The organism is Actinomadura oligospora ATCC 43269 (assembly GCF_000518265.1).
In the GTDB taxonomy this organism is placed as follows: Bacteria; Actinomycetota; Actinomycetes; order Streptosporangiales; family Streptosporangiaceae; genus Spirillospora; species Spirillospora oligospora.
The window spans coordinates 493,104-508,811 of the sequence record NZ_KI912411.1; the positions used below are offsets into that span (position 1 = coordinate 493,104).

15 protein-coding genes and 1 pseudogene are annotated in these 15,708 nt (G+C 73.9%); 9 read left to right on the forward strand and 7 right to left on the reverse strand.

The window, feature by feature from the left end:
• Nucleotides 1–186: 186 nt before the first annotated feature.
• Entirely contained in the window at nt 187–1,062 is an 876-nt protein-coding gene (locus P696_RS0139180) for a trypsin-like peptidase domain-containing protein (RefSeq protein ID WP_026416597.1), read from the forward strand.
• Between the two features lie 105 nt (nt 1,063–1,167).
• On the opposite strand, the gene P696_RS0139185 is transcribed toward P696_RS0139180, so the two are convergent.
• Genes P696_RS0139185 through P696_RS51130 form a run of 4 tightly spaced genes read right to left on the reverse strand, consistent with a single transcriptional unit; the run spans nt 1,168 to nt 6,029 of the window.
• Complete coding sequence (locus tag P696_RS0139185) at nt 1,168–1,968, reverse strand: DUF6923 family protein (RefSeq protein ID WP_157430201.1); 801 nt, start codon at nt 1,966–1,968, stop codon at nt 1,168–1,170.
• Nucleotides 1,969–1,981: 13 nt separating this feature from the next.
• Entirely contained in the window at nt 1,982–3,133 is a 1,152-nt protein-coding gene (locus P696_RS0139190; RefSeq protein WP_157430202.1) for a tyrosine-protein phosphatase, read from the reverse strand.
• 23 nt (nt 3,134–3,156) lie between these two features.
• On the reverse strand, nt 3,157–5,148 hold the full coding sequence (locus P696_RS0139195) for a hypothetical protein (RefSeq protein WP_026416600.1): 1,992 nt from the start codon (nt 5,146–5,148) through the stop codon (nt 3,157–3,159).
• On the reverse strand, nt 5,145–6,029 hold the full coding sequence (locus P696_RS51130) for an SGNH/GDSL hydrolase family protein (protein ID WP_051468851.1): 885 nt from the start codon (nt 6,027–6,029) through the stop codon (nt 5,145–5,147). The genes P696_RS0139195 and P696_RS51130 overlap by 4 nt, the downstream gene beginning before the upstream one ends.
• 87 nt (nt 6,030–6,116) lie before the next feature.
• Between P696_RS51130 and P696_RS51135 the strand changes: the two genes are divergently transcribed.
• Nucleotides 6,117–7,463 carry a PucR family transcriptional regulator gene (locus P696_RS51135; RefSeq protein WP_211245973.1) on the forward strand — a complete coding sequence of 449 codons (1,347 nt, stop codon included), beginning with the start codon at nt 6,117–6,119 and terminating at the stop codon, nt 7,461–7,463.
• Here P696_RS51135 and P696_RS51140 read toward each other — a convergent pair.
• Nucleotides 7,450–8,393 (reverse strand): annotated as a pseudogene (locus P696_RS51140) (low temperature requirement protein A). The gene P696_RS51135 and the pseudogene P696_RS51140 sit on opposite strands and share 14 nt — an antisense overlap.
• A 309-nt stretch (nt 8,394–8,702) precedes the next feature.
• Here P696_RS51140 and P696_RS0139215 point away from each other — a divergent pair.
• The 4 genes from P696_RS0139215 to P696_RS0139230 all read left to right on the forward strand — a co-directional run bounded on the left by P696_RS0139215 (nt 8,703) and on the right by P696_RS0139230 (nt 11,187).
• A complete protein-coding gene (locus P696_RS0139215) occupies nt 8,703–9,455 on the forward strand; it encodes an SDR family oxidoreductase (RefSeq protein WP_026416601.1) in 753 nt (250 codons plus the stop codon).
• Nucleotides 9,456–9,672: 217 nt separating this feature from the next.
• Complete coding sequence (locus tag P696_RS57710) at nt 9,673–9,900, forward strand: cupin domain-containing protein (protein WP_245627978.1); 228 nt, start codon at nt 9,673–9,675, stop codon at nt 9,898–9,900.
• A 133-nt stretch (nt 9,901–10,033) separates the two neighbouring features.
• A complete protein-coding gene (locus P696_RS51150; RefSeq protein ID WP_211245974.1) occupies nt 10,034–10,864 on the forward strand; it encodes a class I SAM-dependent methyltransferase in 831 nt (276 codons plus the stop codon).
• Nucleotides 10,861–11,187: a sigma-70 family RNA polymerase sigma factor family protein gene (locus P696_RS0139230; protein WP_026416602.1), complete on the forward strand. Its 327-nt coding sequence runs from the start codon at nt 10,861–10,863 to the stop codon at nt 11,185–11,187. Before P696_RS51150 ends, P696_RS0139230 begins: the two co-directional genes overlap by 4 nt.
• A gap of 89 nt (nt 11,188–11,276) precedes the next feature.
• On the opposite strand, the gene P696_RS0139235 is transcribed toward P696_RS0139230, so the two are convergent.
• Complete coding sequence (locus P696_RS0139235) at nt 11,277–12,806, reverse strand: MFS transporter (protein WP_245627979.1); 1,530 nt, start codon at nt 12,804–12,806, stop codon at nt 11,277–11,279.
• A 115-nt stretch (nt 12,807–12,921) separates the two neighbouring features.
• Here P696_RS0139235 and P696_RS51155 point away from each other — a divergent pair, with 115 nt between their 5' ends.
• Nucleotides 12,922–13,536 (forward strand): TetR/AcrR family transcriptional regulator, encoded by a 615-nt coding sequence (locus tag P696_RS51155; protein WP_034489114.1) that lies wholly within the window; start codon nt 12,922–12,924, stop codon nt 13,534–13,536.
• On the opposite strand, the gene P696_RS0139245 is transcribed toward P696_RS51155, so the two are convergent.
• The gene (locus P696_RS0139245) at nt 13,489–14,496 is read right to left on the reverse strand and encodes a hypothetical protein (RefSeq protein WP_157430203.1); all 1,008 of its coding nucleotides are present in this window, start codon (nt 14,494–14,496) and stop codon (nt 13,489–13,491) included. The genes P696_RS51155 and P696_RS0139245 overlap by 48 nt on opposite strands.
• A 126-nt stretch (nt 14,497–14,622) precedes the next feature.
• Between P696_RS0139245 and P696_RS0139250 the strand changes: the two genes are divergently transcribed.
• Both P696_RS0139250 and P696_RS0139255 read left to right on the forward strand, forming a co-directional pair.
• Entirely contained in the window at nt 14,623–14,922 is a 300-nt protein-coding gene (locus P696_RS0139250; protein ID WP_026416605.1) for a PadR family transcriptional regulator, read from the forward strand.
• Nucleotides 14,919–15,689 carry a hypothetical protein gene (locus tag P696_RS0139255; protein WP_026416606.1) on the forward strand — a complete coding sequence of 257 codons (771 nt, stop codon included), beginning with the start codon at nt 14,919–14,921 and terminating at the stop codon, nt 15,687–15,689. The genes P696_RS0139250 and P696_RS0139255 overlap by 4 nt, the downstream gene beginning before the upstream one ends.
• Nucleotides 15,690–15,708: the final 19 nt, after the last annotated feature.

Genomic DNA, 15,708 nt, shown 5'->3' on the forward strand with positions numbered 1-15,708 from the left:
CGCGTCCCGCATGGACGCCACTGGCGGTATCTGTCGTAATGCCGGGTTCTTTACTGGCACATTTCGGATCTTTCCGGCTTCGTGCAGCTGATCTAGCATCGCGCTGACATCGCTTGGTCCCGAGTCCTGACACACCCGCCGCGGACCGCGGCGGAGACCGTCCCCGCCCGAGAGGACCCGATCGACATGACCCGACGTCTCATCGGGGCGGCCGTCGCCGCCCTCACCACCGGCGCGCTCCTCGCCGGTCCCGCCGTCGCCGCCAACGCCGACCCCGCGCCGACCGCTCCCCTGCCCGCGCGTCCCGCCCCGACCGCGCCGCTGGCCGCGACCGATTACCACGCGATCGTCGCGCTGAGCAACTGCTCCGGTTCGGTGGTGCGCGGTCCTCTGTCCACCGACAACGACCCGGCGCTCGTCCTCACCAACGGCCACTGCAGCGAACTCGGCATGCCGGGACCGGGCGTGGTCGTGACGAACCGCACCTCGTCGCGGTCGTTCAGCCTGCTGAACAGCAGCGGGACGGGCACGCTCGGCACGCTGCGGGCGTCCCAGATCGAGTACAGCACGATGACCGACACCGACGTGACGCTGTACAAGCTGCGCTCCACGTACGCGCAGCTCAGGTCCCAGTACGGCGTGAACGCGCTGAACCTGTCGACGACCCACCCGACGGCCGGGTCGGCGATCAGCGTGGTGTCGGGGTACTGGCGCACCACCTACAACTGCAACATCGACGCGTTCGCGTACCGGCTGCGCGAGGCGAGCTGGACCTGGAAGGACTCGATCCGCTACACCGCGCCGTGCAACACCATCGGCGGGACGTCGGGGTCCCCGGTGATCGACAACGCGTCCGGCAAGGTCGTCGGGGTCAACAACACCAGCAACGAGAACGGTGAGACCTGCACGCTCGACAACCCGTGCGAGGTCGACCAGAACGGCACCACGACCATCCACCCGGGCATCGGCTACGGGCAGGAGACCTACCTGCTCGCGCAGTGCCTCACGGCCACCAACGACATCGACCTGACGCAGGCGTCCTGCCAGCTGCCGAGGCCCTGACCCTCCGGCCGACCGACCCGGCTGACCCCTCGCCTGATCACTCCGCGAAGCCCGGGTGCTCGTGTTCGTTCCACGAGCGCCCGGGCTTCGCCGTCCCGGGGCGGATCAGGGACGGTAGTGGCGGAAGTTGACCGAGAGGCGGTTCGGGGCGACGTCCAGGACGTGCATCAGCGAGCCGTCCGGGCGCGGGAGGAAGGTCAGGGCCTCGACCTCCGTGCCGGACGGCAGGTTCGGCGTCAGCACCTGGGTGACCGCGCCGGTGTCAAGGGCGACCTCGTAGACGGCCTTGGTCCCGCCGTCGGACGAGGCGTACAGGCGGCCCTCGTAGACCTTCGCCCCTTGGACGTGCGGGATGGGCTGGCTGAGCGTGATGCGCTTGACCAGGTGGCCGTCCGCGAGGCTGTAGGCGTTGATCGCCGTGGCGTCGTACTCGGACGACAGGAGGTAGCCGTCGCCGACGGCCGTCCAGGGGACGCCGTCGCGCTGGACGTCCTGGGGCAGGGAGAACGCGGTGCCCGTGTAGGAGAGCGTGGCGGCGTCGTACACGGCGATGTAGGGGTGCTGGTACTTGCTGCCGTCTTCGATGGGGACGTACAGCTTGCCGTCGTAGAAGTCGATGCCGCCGATGTGGTTGTCGCCCTGGAGCGCCAGCGGCAGGGGGATGGCCGTGGTGTTGGACGCGAGGGTGCGTCCGTCCAGGGAGACCTTGCTCAGGCCGTACTGCCAGGAGAAGTACCAGGCGCCGCCGTCGGTCGTGACGCCCTGGGAGCGCTGGAGGGCGTCCGTCAGGTAGTAGGTGTCGCTGGAGACCTGCTGCCAGGCGGCGGCGGACGCGGAGGCGGGTGTGACGGCGAAGGTGGCCGCCAAGGTCGCGGCGGTCACAAGGCTCGGGAAGCGTCGTTTCATCGGAGGCTCCGCGTCAGGACGCGAGCAGGCGCGACTTGAGGGCGGTGATGGTGGCGTCCGAGAGGCCGAGGCCCTGGCGGACGTAGTTGTCGAACGATCCGAACGTGCGGTCGACCTCGGCGAACGCGGCGTCCAGCCAGTTCGCGCGGACGCTGTCGGAGCCGTAGTAGGTGTTGCTCGCCAGGTAGTCGTTGTAGACGGTGGTGCGGTCGACGCCCAGGATCGTCAGCAGGACGGCCGCGCCCCAGCCGGTGCGGTCCTTGCCCGCGGTGCAGTGGAAGAGCGCGGAGTCGGGCTGGGAGGCGAGCGCGGTGAGCAGGTCGTGGTAGGCGGACCGGGCGCTGGGGGCGTTCACCATCAGCCGGTAGCCGAGGTTCTGCTCGGCGTCCTTGGAGGACGACAGCAGCTTCGGCAGGGCGAGGAGCAGCGCGAGGGTGAGGTCCGGGCCGCTCGGGAGGCCCTTGGTGATGTCGATCAGGTCCGCGACCTTGTAGGACGCGCCGGAGGGCAGCTTGTCCGGGTCCTGGAGGCGTTCCTGGATGTTGCGCAGGTCCACGACCAGTCTGACCTTGTCGGCGGCGAGCGTGGCCAGGTCGTTCTGGTCGAGGTCGCTCAGTTTGTTGGAGCGGTAGAAGACGCCCATGCGCACCCAGTGGCCGTCGGCCGTCCGGTAGCCGCCGACGTCCCGGAGGTTGCGGGCGTGCGGCAGGCGCAGGGAGCGGTCCGCGACGACGAGCGGGGCGCCGTTCGCCGGGACGAGCCGGAAGTACCAGCGCGCGGCGGACGGCAGTCCGGTCGCGGTGAGCGAGCCGGACGGCCCGCCCGAGCCGACCGCGCGCGCCGTCCCGCCGCCGGACGCGTCGGTGACCGCCGTGACCGTGACGTTCCCGGCGTCCGGGGCCTGCCACCCGACCGTGTACGAGCCGTCCGCGGCCTGCGTGACGGTGGCGGAGGTGAAGACCGAGCCGGTCGTCAGCGCCGTCCGGGCGGGGGACGCGAGCGCGGGCGTCACGGGGGCCAGGAGGGTGAGCACGGTCGTCGCGGCGAGCGTCGACCTCAGCACGGTCGTCGCCGCGAGCGGCGACTTCAGCACGGTCGTCGCCGCGAGCGGCGACTTCAGCACGCGTGTCGTGGGCACGGGCGTCTTCAGCGGGGTCGTGCGCATGGGAGCTGCTCCTCGAGGGGCTCTCAGCCTTGCGGATGGATGGTGCAGGGGTTTCCGGCGCAGGTGTCGATGATCTGGCCGGTGCGCAGGAACGCGGCGAGCTGCGCCATGGCCTCGGCCGAGCCGCGCGTGTCGCCGTGCGGGTCGCTCCCGGCGGTGTTGGGGGTGTTGGTGACCGGCGGCGCGGGGGTGCCGCTGTCCCAGATCACCAGGCCGGACCCGGTGGCCGGGAAGCGGGTGAGGGCGGGCAGGTTCCAGAACGGGGTGACGTCGGGCTTGCGTCCGGGGGCGAGCGCGGGCTGCCGCACCGGGACGTCCCCGAGCGTGCGCGCCATGACCTCGGTGGCGATGTTGGCGACCTGGTGGTCGCCGAACGCCTCGTGGACGAGCACCTGGTGCCGCGGGGTGCCGGGCAGCGGGTCGCGGGTGACGTGCGCGGCGTAGCCGTCGCCCTCGCCGCGGTCCCAGAGCATCTGGATGAGGTTCAGGACGAGCTGCTGTTCGAGCTTGTCCGGGTAGCTGATGTTGAGCAGCGTCTCGTACTCGGAGAAGTCGACGCTGCGGTTCAGCATCGTGCTGTAGTTGATGCCCGGGACGATCAGCGCGGACCGCCGCCAGTCGGTGGCGAGGGCGGTGAGCGCCGCCCCCTGGATGCCGCCCTGGCTCGCGCCCGCGTACGCCAGCCCGCCGCCGATGAGCGGACGGCCGCCGTCCGGCGAGCGGAACGCGGCGTTCGCCGTGAAGCCCTGCGGGTGGACGAGCTCGCGTCCGAGGAACAGGAAGTCCAGGTAGCTCTGCTGCTGCCGGTCCGGGACGGTGTTGAACCGCGTGACGTTCAGCAGCACGCTCGCGACGTTCGCGATGTCGCCCTGGGACATCCCGATCCAGTCGGTGGCGCACAGCATGATGTCGTGCTGCTGCGCCGCGCGCCGCAGCTTCTCGCTGTCGATCTCGGACGCGCTGCCCATGAGCCCGTGCCCGTACAGAACCGGCTGGGCCGGCTTGGTCAGCGCGCTGCGCGGGATGTTGCAGCGGAAGTTCGCCTTCTGCACGTTGCCGGGGATCTGCGCGGGCAGGCCGTCGCGTCCGTAGTGCATCGAGGAGCCGGGCGGGCCGCCGGGCAGGTCGAGGTAGCTGGGGACGTCGACGGTGCCCTCGACGCGCCGGGCCAGGTACGGGTCCTGGTCGGTGGTGAAGTCGGTGACCTTGCCGACCGTGAACGTGGGCGCGCGCTTGCCGAGCCCGCGGAACGCGTCGTCCCGCATGTGGACGGCCCGTTCGGTGAGGTTCCGCGTGGACGCGACGGTGAAGTCCCAGGCCAGGTAGAGCCCCGCGGTGGAGACGTGGTGGCCGTTCAGCTCCCGCGCGGTCTGGCGGAGGGCGGCGCCGCGCTCCTTCTCGGTGCCGCCGATCGGGTGGCCCGCCAGCATGCGCCGGACGGCGGGCGTCGCCTGGATCGTCTTCCCGTCCGCGTCCTTGAGGTCGCGCAGGAGCACCAGGTAGCGGTGGCCCTCGCGGAGGTTGCGGGCGGGACGGACCAGGAGCAGCCGCCGGGACTCGGGCGCGTTGGCGTCCAGTTCGGCGAAGTACGGCCGGCGTTCGCCGGTCGCGGCGTCCATGAGGACGATCGGCGCGTCCGGGGCGAGCGAACGGGCCATGTCGGTGATCGGGGCCGCGCCGGTCCGGGCCGGGTCCAGACCCGGCACGCGGGTGAGCAGCGCCGAGCCCGGGGAGAAACCGTCGTTGCGGTTCCATTCCCTCGGGTCGGCGGGGAGCACTCCCCCGGCGCGCGGGGTCGCGAGCGGCGACAGGTTCACGCGGCGTCCGGTCGCGGTGGCGCGGTCGGGCACGGTGAACCAGTTGTTCGGGAACGGCAGCATGCACGCGGCGGTGTCGGCCGGGTCGCACACGTGCGCCGCCGCCACCGAGGTCCCCGCCTCGGCCGCGGTGGCGGGGACCACCACGGCCGGGGCCGCCGCCGTGAGCAGCGCGACCAGCGCGGCCCCGATCCTCATCGGGCCGCCTGGATCCGACCGGCGATGATGCGGGCGTAGTTCGCCTCGCCCTGCCTGTTCGGATGCAGCGGCGCCGCCGCCGACGTCGGCACGAACCCCTCCAGCCACTTGGCGGACGCCGACTGGCAGGCGTCGTGGCCCGCGCTCGGCGTGACCAGGTCGACGTAGGTCACGCCGTGCGCGGCGGTCTGCCGCGCGATCACGCCGTTCATCCGGTTGACGCCGCCCTGGAGCCAGTCGGCGTCCACGGGCAGGACGGGCACGACGGGCCAGCAGCCGCCGGGCTTGATGTACAGGCCGTAACCGGTGACCACGACGCGGGCCTGCGGCGACCGCTGGCGGATGCCGTCCAGGACGGCCGAGAGCTTCGGTTCGAACGCGTCGATGCGCGCGGCGACCTGGTCGACGCCGCCCTGCGTGTACTTGGTCTTGCAGGGCGTCCCGGTCGGGAGCAGGTTGACGCAGTCCTGCGCGACGCCGACGAGGCCGGCGTCGTTGCCGCCGATCGTCAGCGTGACGAGCCTGGTGTCGGCGGTCAGCGCGTCGAACTGCGGCGGGGCGGTGCCCGCGGGCTGCCCGAGCACGCTGAGGTTCTGCGGCTCGGTCATGTGCTTGGACGCGGCGCCGCTGCACGTCACGTCGGTCAGTCCGGCGACGCCCAGCGTGGACGCGAGCTCGTGCGCGTAGTTGTGCGTCGAGCGCGCGCAGGCCAGGGGGCCGGTGATGTCGGGGATCAGCGGCCCGGACGCCATCGAGTCGCCGAGCGCGACGTACTCGGGCGCGGCCGCGCGGGCGGCGGGCGCGAGCGCGAGCGCCGCGAGCGCGGCGGGGACGAGGGTGACGAAGGTCCGGCGGAGCAGGGGACGGGCTCTGAGTGGCACGGGGTCCTCCTTGGGGGGCGATGCAATACTCAGCCCGCCGGACCCGATGACCATCAGGGAAATATCCAGAGATGGGCGGGAGATCCTGTGACGGAGACCAAACCGGCCGGTAACCCCGCGTCACCCGGCGGACGGACCCCGGCGTCATCCGGCGGGGAAGGCGCCGCGCCGTCGGGCGGAAGGAGCGCCGCGCCGTCGGGCGGAAGGAGCGCCGCGCCAAGGCTCGGCGGGGTTCCGGCGGACTCGCTGCTCGGCGCTCAGGTGCCCGCGCTGGCGCGCCGGATGGTGGCGACGTTCGCCGACCGGTTCCCGACCTACTCGGCGCTGCCGCGCGAGGAGCTCGCCGGGGACATCACCCGGGTCGTCGAGGGCAACCTGCGGGTGTTCGTGCGGACGCTGCGGACCGGGCGGCTTCCCGCCTCCGCCGACCTGGTGGAGATGACGCGGTCGGCGGCCCGCCGGGCCGAGGAGGGCGTGCCGCTGGGCGCGGTCCTGTCGGCGTACCACCTCGGCTGGCGGATGGGCCTGGACGCACTGGTCGCCCGCGCCGGACCCGCCGACCTGGACGCCATCGTCGAGGTTCAGCGGATCCTGTTGGACGTCCTGCAGCTGGTGTCGGCGGCCGTCGCGGACGCCTACGTCGAGGAGCACCAGGCCCTGCACGGCCAGGACCAGGCGGCCCGGCACGAGGTGCTGTCCGCGCTGCTGGACGGCCAGGACCCGCGCGAGGCGGCCCGCCGCGCGGGCGTGCGCCCGGCCCCCGCGTACGCCGTGCTCACCCTGGCCCTCGGCGCCCACCCGGACGAGACCGACTCCGGCGTGAGCAGCAGCGTCGCCGCGCGCCGCAAGCTCCGGCGCATCCAGGCGGAGATCGACCACCACGGCCGGGACCGGGCGCTGCACGCGCTCAACGCGCACGGCGGGACGGCGCTGCTGCCCGTGGACGACCCGGAGACGGCGCTCGCCGACGGCTGGGAGCGGCTGACCAGGCTCGTCGCCCGCATCTCCGACCGCGCGGGGACGGCCGTCCACGCCGGGGTCGCCGCCACGGCCGCCGCGTCCGTCGCCGACGCCGCGCGGCAGTCGGCGGACATCCTGGAGATCGTCCGGATCACCGGGCGGGCGCCGGGCGCGTACCGGATCACCGACGTGCTGCTCGACTACCAGCTGTCGCGTCCCGGGCCCGCCCGCACGCACCTGGCCGGGCTGCTCGCCGTCCTGGACGGCCATCCGGTCCTGCTCGAGACGCTGCGCGCGTACGTGGCCAGCCAGTTCAGCAGGCGGCGGGCCGCGCCGCTGTTGCACGTCCACCCGAACACCGTGGACTACCGGCTGCGGCGCGTCGCCGTCCTGACCGGCCTGGATCCGACCTGTCCGGGGGATCTTCCGCAGCTGCGGGCGGCGCTCGTCGCCCACGACTTCACGCCGTCCTGACCACCTTCCCCGGGACGATCGCCGCGACGGTCACCAGGACGCAGACGCCCGCGATCGCCGTGACGACCGTGACCACCCCGGTGCGCGGGGCCGCCAGCGGCAGGAGCAGGATCGCGGCGGCGCCGGTCAGCGCCACCGGCGGGCGCAGCACCGGCTCGTCCAGGAGCGGCGTGTGGACCGTCCAGAGCAGCAGGACGAGCCCGGCCGCGGCGACCATGATCAGCGGACGGCCCACCGCTCCCCCGTCGAGCGCGCCCCCCGACCCCGTCGGACGCCGCGAGCACGCTCTCTCGCCGAACAGGATGATCGCGAACAGGCCGTACCGCTCGGCGATGTGGTGCGGATGCCAGGCGGTCGGCGCCGCCCGCTCCGCCCAGGCGGGCACCGCCAGCTCCAGGACGACCAGGGCGGCGAAGCAGGGCAGCCGCGCCCATGACGGCAGGACGTCCGTCCGGCCCAGGACGAGCCAGAGGATCCAGCCCGCCTGCGCGGACGTGATTCCGGACGCGTAGCGGAACGCCGTTCGCCGACCGTCCGGATCCTCGACGCCGGCCCGGATCCACTGCGCGACCAGGGCCAGGCGCATGACGAGGTACCCGATCGCGACGGCGCGGTAGTCGGAGTGCCCGGCCGCCGCCGGGACGCCCGCCGCGAGCACCAGAACACCGGCCATCTGCACCATGGTCAGCGCCCGGTAGGCGGCGTCGTCGGTGTCGTACGACGACGCGAACCAGGTGAAGTTCATCCAGGCCCACCACAGGGCAAGAAGACCTGCAGGAACGGGACGATTCCCGCCCCGGCGCGTCCGTCCGCGACGTGGCCCGCGAGCTGCGCGGTGACCGCCGCGACCGCCATCACGAACGTGAGATCGAACAGCAGTTCGAGCTGGCTGGACGCGCGGTGCGGTTCGTCGACGGCCCGCGCGGCCATCCGGACCCGGATCCGGTCCACCGGCTCCGCCCGTGTCCGGGGCTCTGTCGGGATCTGGCGTTCCGGCGATGTCAGGGGCCCTGTCGGCGGCGCGCTCTCTGTCGGCGGCACGGTCTCTCCCGTCGGTCATACGTCCGTCCTGCTGACAAAGACCGGGCAGGGGGCCCGTCTGTGACGGCCGGACGCGGATCTCCCGGATCCCGTCCGGATCTCGAAGATCTTCCGGCGGAGTTGTCACAGGGCCCGGGGCCGTCCGGTCATAGCTGACGACCGGGCGGCGGAGACCGCCCGGAACCGAAAGGGGCAGTCATGAAGATCGTGGTCATCGGGGGCACCGGCCTCATCGGCGGCAAGCTCGTGGCCAGGCTCGGCGAGCACGGCCACCAGGCGGTCGCGGCCTCGCCGAACACCGGCGTGAACACGCTCACCGGCGAGGGCCTGGCCGACGCGCTGGCCGGCGCGTCGGTGGTGATCGACGTGTCCAACTCGCCGTCCTTCGAGGACGCGGCGGTGCTGGAGTTCTTCGAGACCTCCACCCGCAACCTGCTCGCCGCCGAGAGGGGCGCGGGCGTCGGCCACCACGTCGCGCTGTCGGTGGTCGGCACCGGGCGGCGGCCCGACGTCGGTTACTTCCGGGCCAAGCTCGCCCAGGAGAAGCTGATCGAGGACTCCGGCATCCCGTTCTCGGTCGTCCACGCGACGCAGTTCTTCGAGTTCGCGCACCGGATCGCCGACGAGGCGACCGTCGACGGCTCGGTCCGGATCCCGCCGGTGCGGTTCCAGCCGATCGCGGGCGACGAGGTCGCGCAGGCCGTCGGCCGGACCGCGGTCGGCGCGCCGCTCAACAAGGGCGTCGAGATCGCCGGGCCCGAGCAGTACCGGATGGACGAGTTCTTCCGGAAGGCCCTCGCCGCCTGGGGCGACCCGCGCGAGGTCGTCACCGACCCGAAGGCGCGCTACTTCGGCGCCGAGATGCGCGACCGGGACCTGGTCCCCCTCGACGGCGCGACCCTCGGCGAGATCACCTACGCAGGGTGGCTGCCGGACAACCCGGCCAAGTGACCCGTCCCGCACCCGATCAAGGAGGTTCCCCCATGTCCCATGAAACCGCCCAGCCCGCATGGATGACCGCGCTCACCGTGGTCCAGGACGTCGCCCCGCCGCCGGTCCCGGCGGGCGCGCACGCGATGACCGTGACCATCGAGTACCCGCCCGGTGACGCGGGCGCCCGCCGCACCGGCATCCCGGGCCCGCGTTCGGGTATGTACTGGAAGGCGAGATGCGGTTCGAGCTCGAAGGACAGGGCGAGCGGGTCGTCAGGGCCGGTGAGGCTTTCTGGGAGCCCGGCGGAGACGTCATCCACTACCAGGACGGCAACGCCCGCGACGACGTTCCGGTCCGCTTCCTGGTGACGATGTTCTGCGACCCCGAGAAGCCCATGGTCGTGCTGGTGGACGAGGCCGAACTAGCCCAGCGCGCGCACCTGAGGGGTCCGCGCGGCGCCTGAACGCCGTGACCGCCACCCACCGACGGGACGTCCGTCCGGACGAGATCCCGCGGCGCGTGGGTCGCACCGGATCGGGGAGGTCCACTTGTCCACGTCTGCGTCCATGTCCGCGTCTGCGTCCGGGCCTGCGACTGTGTCCGCGCTGACGGCGGAGTTCGACGACGTGGCCGGATGGACGGCCGACGCCGTGGAGCAGCTCGGTCCGGCCTACGCGATCCCGGCCGCGTGCCGGGGCAGCGCGAACCCGGCCGCGCTGGCATGGCTGGCCGAGGCGTGCGAGCTGTCCCCCGGGACGCGGCTGCTGGACGTCGGGGCGGGCGTCGGCGGCCCGGCCGCCTGGGCCGCCGAGCGGTTCGGCGTCCGGCCGATCCTGCTGGAGCCGATGCCCGCCGCCGGACGGGCCGCCGCGCGGCTGTTCGGCCTGCCGGTCATCGCGGCGGACGGCACCCGCGTCCCGCTCCGGGACGGGTCGGTCGACGCCGCCTGGTGCCTGGGCGTGCTGGACGTCGTCCGGGACAAGGCGGCCCTGCTCCGCGAGGTCCACCGCGTCCTGCGTCCGGGCGGGTCGCTCGGCCTGCTGGTCGTCGTGGCGCGGGGCCGCCTCGTCCTGCCCGCGCCGGAGGGCAACGTCTTCCCGACCCGGCGCGAGCTCGGCGGGCTGCTCGCCGCGACGGGGTTCGCCCCGGTGCAGGAGATCGACCGGCCGGACGCGCCGCCCTCCTGGAAACGCCGGGCCGACCGGGTCGCCGCGGTCGTCGCGTCCCAGCACCGGGCCGACCCGGCGATGGCGCTCGCCGACCGGCAGGGCGAGCGGCTCGGCCGGCTGTTCGCCGCCGGGCAGATCGCCGTCCGGCTGGTGCACGTCGTCCGGCGGCCCGCGCCCCGCCCGGTGCCGCCCGAGTCCCGTCCGGCGCCCCCCGGCCCGGAGGCCCTCGTCCGAACCATCTGTGGAGGAGAGAGATGAGCCGTCCGAGCGGCGACAACGAGTTCGTGGCCGCCGCCCGCGCCGGGGACCTCTCCGGGCTGGAGAAGATCCTCGCCGAGGACGCGGTCAGCCACTCCGACGGCGGCGGGGCCGTCCGGGCGTCCCGGTTCCCGGTGGTGGGCGCCGGACGCGTCGCGCGGTACGTCCGGGCGTTCGCCCATCACTTCTGGACGGGCGTGGACGTGCGCGTGACCAGTGTGAACGGGCAGCCCGCGGCGCTGCTGTTCGGAACGGCGAGCCGTTCGCCGTCCTCGCCCTCGGTGTCTCCGAGGACGGCGTCCACCAGGTCCTCTGGCAGATGAACCCCGCGAAGATCGCGTCGGTGGCGGGCCGCGCCTGACGGGCCGCGGCCCGGTCCCCGGCCGGAGCGTGGCCGGGGACCGGACCGGCTTCAGTGGACGTGCGGGCCGCCGGTCATCTCGGGCTTCCCCGGAGGGACGAGCCACAGGGCCAGGACGGCGGCCACGCCCGCGGTGATCGCGAACACGGTGTACGCGCGGGTGAAGCCGCCGACGGACGGCGCCGCGCCGATGCCGGAGGCGGCGATCGTGGAGGCGAGCGCCACGCCGATCGCCGCGCCCAGTTCGTGGAAGGTGTTGATGACGCCGGAGACCAGCCCGGCCTCGGAGTGCGTGATGTGCGCGAGGGCCGAGGTGGTGGCGGTGACGAACACCGGGCCCACGCCCGCGGCGGCGATCGTGATGCCGGGCAGGAAGTGCAGGGTGACGCTCCCGGACGACGGGAGGAGGGTCAGGAGGCCGGTGCCGATCGCCACCAGGCCGAGCCCGGTGACCGCGACCGGACGGCGTCCGACCGTCCCGACGAGGCGTCCGGCGAGGTGGGCGCCGACGCCGGTGGCGAACGCGGCGGGCAGGAACAGCAGGCCGGTCCTCAGCGCGCCGATCCCCCGCAGGTGCTGCAGGTAGAGCGAGCCCAGGAAGAACATCGAGATCAGCAGGCCGGACGCGATCAGCATCAGGAATCCCCCGACGGCGACCGGGCGGCGGCCGAGCATGCGGACGTTCATCAGCGGGTTCCGGACGTGCCGTTCGACCAGGGCGAAGACCGCGTAGAGCAGGACGGCGGCGGCGAGCGGCAGCAGCGTCCCGGCGGTGGACCATCCGGCGTCGCCCGCGTGGACCATGCCGTAGATGAACGAGCCGGTGGCGGCCGTGACGGTCGCCGCGCCGAGCAGGTCGAGGTCGCGCGTGGCGGCGGAGCGCGCGGCGCCGAGCGTGGCGGGCAGGACGGCGAGCAGGACCAGCCCGACCGGGACGTTCACGAAGAACACCCAGCGCCAGCCGGGCCCGGCGGTCAGCGCGCCGCCGAACAGGACGCCCGCGGCGAAGCCGATCCCGCCGAGGGACGCCCAGACGCCGAGGGCCCTGTTCCGCTCGGGCCCGTGGAAGGCGGTGGTGACGGTGGACAGCGCCGCCGGGGACAGCAGCGCCGCGCCGATGCCCTGGACGACGCGTCCGCCGATGAGCAGGGCGGAGTTCCCGGCGAGGCCGGTGGCGAGCGAGGCGGCGGTGAACAGCGCGAGCCCGGTCAGCAGGACGCGGCGGGCGCCGAACGCGTCGGCGACCCGTCCGCCGAGCGCCATCAGGCCGCCGAAGAACAGCGTGTAGGCGGTCACGGCCCAGGTCAGGGCGGTGCGGCCGAGGTGCAGGTCGGCGCCGATGTCGGGCAGCGCGACGTTGATGACCGTGACGTCCAGGATGAGCATGAACTGGGCGATGCTCAGCAGCGCCAGCGCCCGCCAGCGGCGCGGGTCGGGCGCGTGACCGTGCGCCGGGTGGCCACCGTGCTCATCGCCATGGGCCGCGTGGGCCGCGTGGGCAGCGTGCTCCGTGTGCGCGCCGTGCGGCAGGTGCGGATCGGAATGGGCGTGCGGGTCGGGGGTGGCGTGGGGGTGAGCCACGGACTTCTCCTCAGGACGGGACGAACATAAGCCGAACAGCGCTGTTCGACTTAACGTACCCCGTCCCGAGGACGAACTCCAACAGTGTTGTTCGACTTACGGGTAGGCTGGGCGCATGCCGAGTGCGGGAACCACGCGCCGCCGCGCGGACGCCGAACGCAACATCGCCGCGATCCTGGACGCCGCGGCCGACCTGCTCACCCGCGCGCCGGACGCGAGCGTCGGCGAGATCGCCAAGGCCGCGGGCGTCGGGCGCGTCACCGTGTACGCGCACTTCCCGTCGCGCGAGGACCTCGTCCGGGCCGTCCTCGCGCGGGCCATCGAGGAGAGCATGGCGGCGGTGACCGGGGCCGCCGACCCCGGCGGCGACGGGCCGCCGGAGGAGGCGTTCGCGCGGCTGGTCCGCGAGAGCTGGCCCGCGCTCAGCCGGTACGGGCGCCTGCACGAGGCGGCGCGCCGCGCGCTGCCCGCCGAGGAGGTCCGCGAGCACCACGACCAGCCGATGGAGGCCGTCCGCGCGCTGGTCGAGCGCGGACGCTCCACCGGCGCGTTCCGGACCGACCTGACCACGGGCTGGCTCGTCACGACCGTCTACGCGCTGCTCCACGCCGCCGCGGACGACGTCGCCGCGGGCGCCCTCGACCGGGACCGGGCCGCCGGCGTCCTCCAGACGACGCTGCTGTCAGTCCTGCGCCCCGCTCCCCCGGAGACCGGCCCGCGCGGAACCTGACCCGCCCCTCCGGGCCGACTGGACCAGGACGGCGGCGATCCCGGCGGCCAGCCCCACGCCGAAGGTGAAGGCGAACAGGGTCGGCACGGACGTCAGCGGTCGGGCGCCGGGCCACAGCGCGTTCCGGAACGCGACGGCGAGGTGGGTCGCGACGGCCCCGACGACCAGCGACGACTCGGACACGCACCGCCCGCGCGACCGGGCCGGACGGGCGAGGAACCCGGCGACCGCGTTGGTCAGCAGGCAGAACGCCAGGAAGCCGACCAGCTCCACGGCGAACATCCAGAGGACGAGCAGCGGGCTCGTCCACGCCTCGCCGATCGCCTGTGAGGCCGTGATCCCGGCGGCGGCCAGCGCGCTCGCCGCCACGAACACCGTCAGAGCGTGCCGCCGCACCCGGTCGGCGACCTCCGGACGAACGGCCCAGCGCGGCGCCCGCACGCGGTCCCCCAGGAGGAGGACGTCGCCGAGCCAGTCGTGCCGCCACCGGCCGGACGAGCCGCGCGGCGCGCGCCCCCGCCACAGCAGCGCCAGTGCAAGCCCGGTGACCAGCGAGTTCGCCACGAGGCCGCCGATGAGGAACGACGTCCGGCCGTTCCAGTCCGCATGGCCGACGCGGCCGATGACGGCGGCCCATTCGGCGACGAGGGTCAACGCGACGAGCGTGAGCATCGCCCCGGCCGCACGGGCCGTCTGCTGCGCGCGGTCGGGCCCGCCCGGCGCGCGCCAGACGGGCAGCCGCAGCAGGACGACCGCCGCGAGCATCGGCACCGCGAACACGCAGAACGACACGACCGCGTCGTACGGATCGTCCTGCCAGGGGCTCACCGCCCTGACCGTCTTGTCCTGGGTCGCGACCACCGACAACGCCTCGAACAGGCCCGCCGCCACCAGGCTCAGCCCGATCACGGCCACGCTCACGGGCGCGGTCGGCCGCGCCCTCTCACCGGAGGATTCCATGGCGCCATAGTACGCGCCTCGTAGTACGCGTTGTGTAGTAACTCCGCGCGGGATCCGCCGGACTGGCGGGACGGGCGGCCGGTGGGTGATACTTGGCGCGTAGTAACAGCCGTCGGAGGGGAATCCGTGCAGGTCAACGACTCGCAGACGCTCGTGCTGTGCGTGCTGGCGGACGGCCCGATGCACGGCTACGCCATCAACAGCGCGATCGAGCGGCTCACCGGGAACCGGCTCGGGCCGGGCAGCCTGTACGGGGCGCTGACCCGGCTCGAGGCCAAGGGCTTCGTCGAGCACCTGGAGGGCGAGGGCCGCCAGCGGCCCGTCCGGCTCACCGCCGGGGGGCGGCGCGCCCTCGAGGAGGAGCTGCGGGCGATGGCCCATGTCGCCGCCGTCGGCCTGCGCAGCCTCGGGGTGTCCCCGGCATGACCGCCGCGCGCGTCCTGGCGCGCCTGTACCCGGAGGCGTTCCGCGAGCAGTGGGGGCCGGACCTGGAGGCCGAGATCGCCGCCGCCGGGTGGCGGTCCTGGCCGGACACCCTGCTCGGCATCGCGGACATGTGGCTCCACCCCGGGCTCTGGCCCGCCGACTCGCGGGCGGAACGGCGGCTGCGCACGACCACGCTCGCCATCTCCCTCACCGCGCTGTGCTGGTTCGTCGCCCACGTCGGCGTCGAGACCGACGACTCGCTGGCACGCGGCGCGGGCCACTCGACGGCGCTGTCGGCGGGGATCGCGGTCATGCTCGCCGGGCTCGTCCTGATCGCCCCGCTGCCGAGGCCGAGCGTGGCGCTCGTGCGCGCGCTGGTCCGCGCCGCCGTCCTCCGGTTCACGCTTCCGGTGGCGCTGGCCGGGGCCGTCGTCGCCGTCGTGCGGCTCGGCGGCGCGCACCATCCGCCGCTGCTGCTGCGCGGTGTCGCGCTCGCCGCCTGGTGGACGGCCCTGGCCGTCGGCGCGGCCCGCGCGAGCCTGGTCGCGGCCGACCTCGGCGCGCGGTTCGTCGTTCCGCCGCGTCCGGGACGGCTCCGGCTCGGCGTCTGGGTCCTCGTCGCCGGTGCGGCGACCGAGGCGGGCGCGCTGCTCGGCGGTGCCCTCGGTTCGCGGGCCGACCCGGCGGCGCTCGGCGTCTCCGCGCTGTCGCTCGCGTTGCTCCCGGCGTTCGTCCCTGTGGTGCGCGCCTGCCGTCCGGAAGGGTAGCGCCAGCACTACCGCCGGA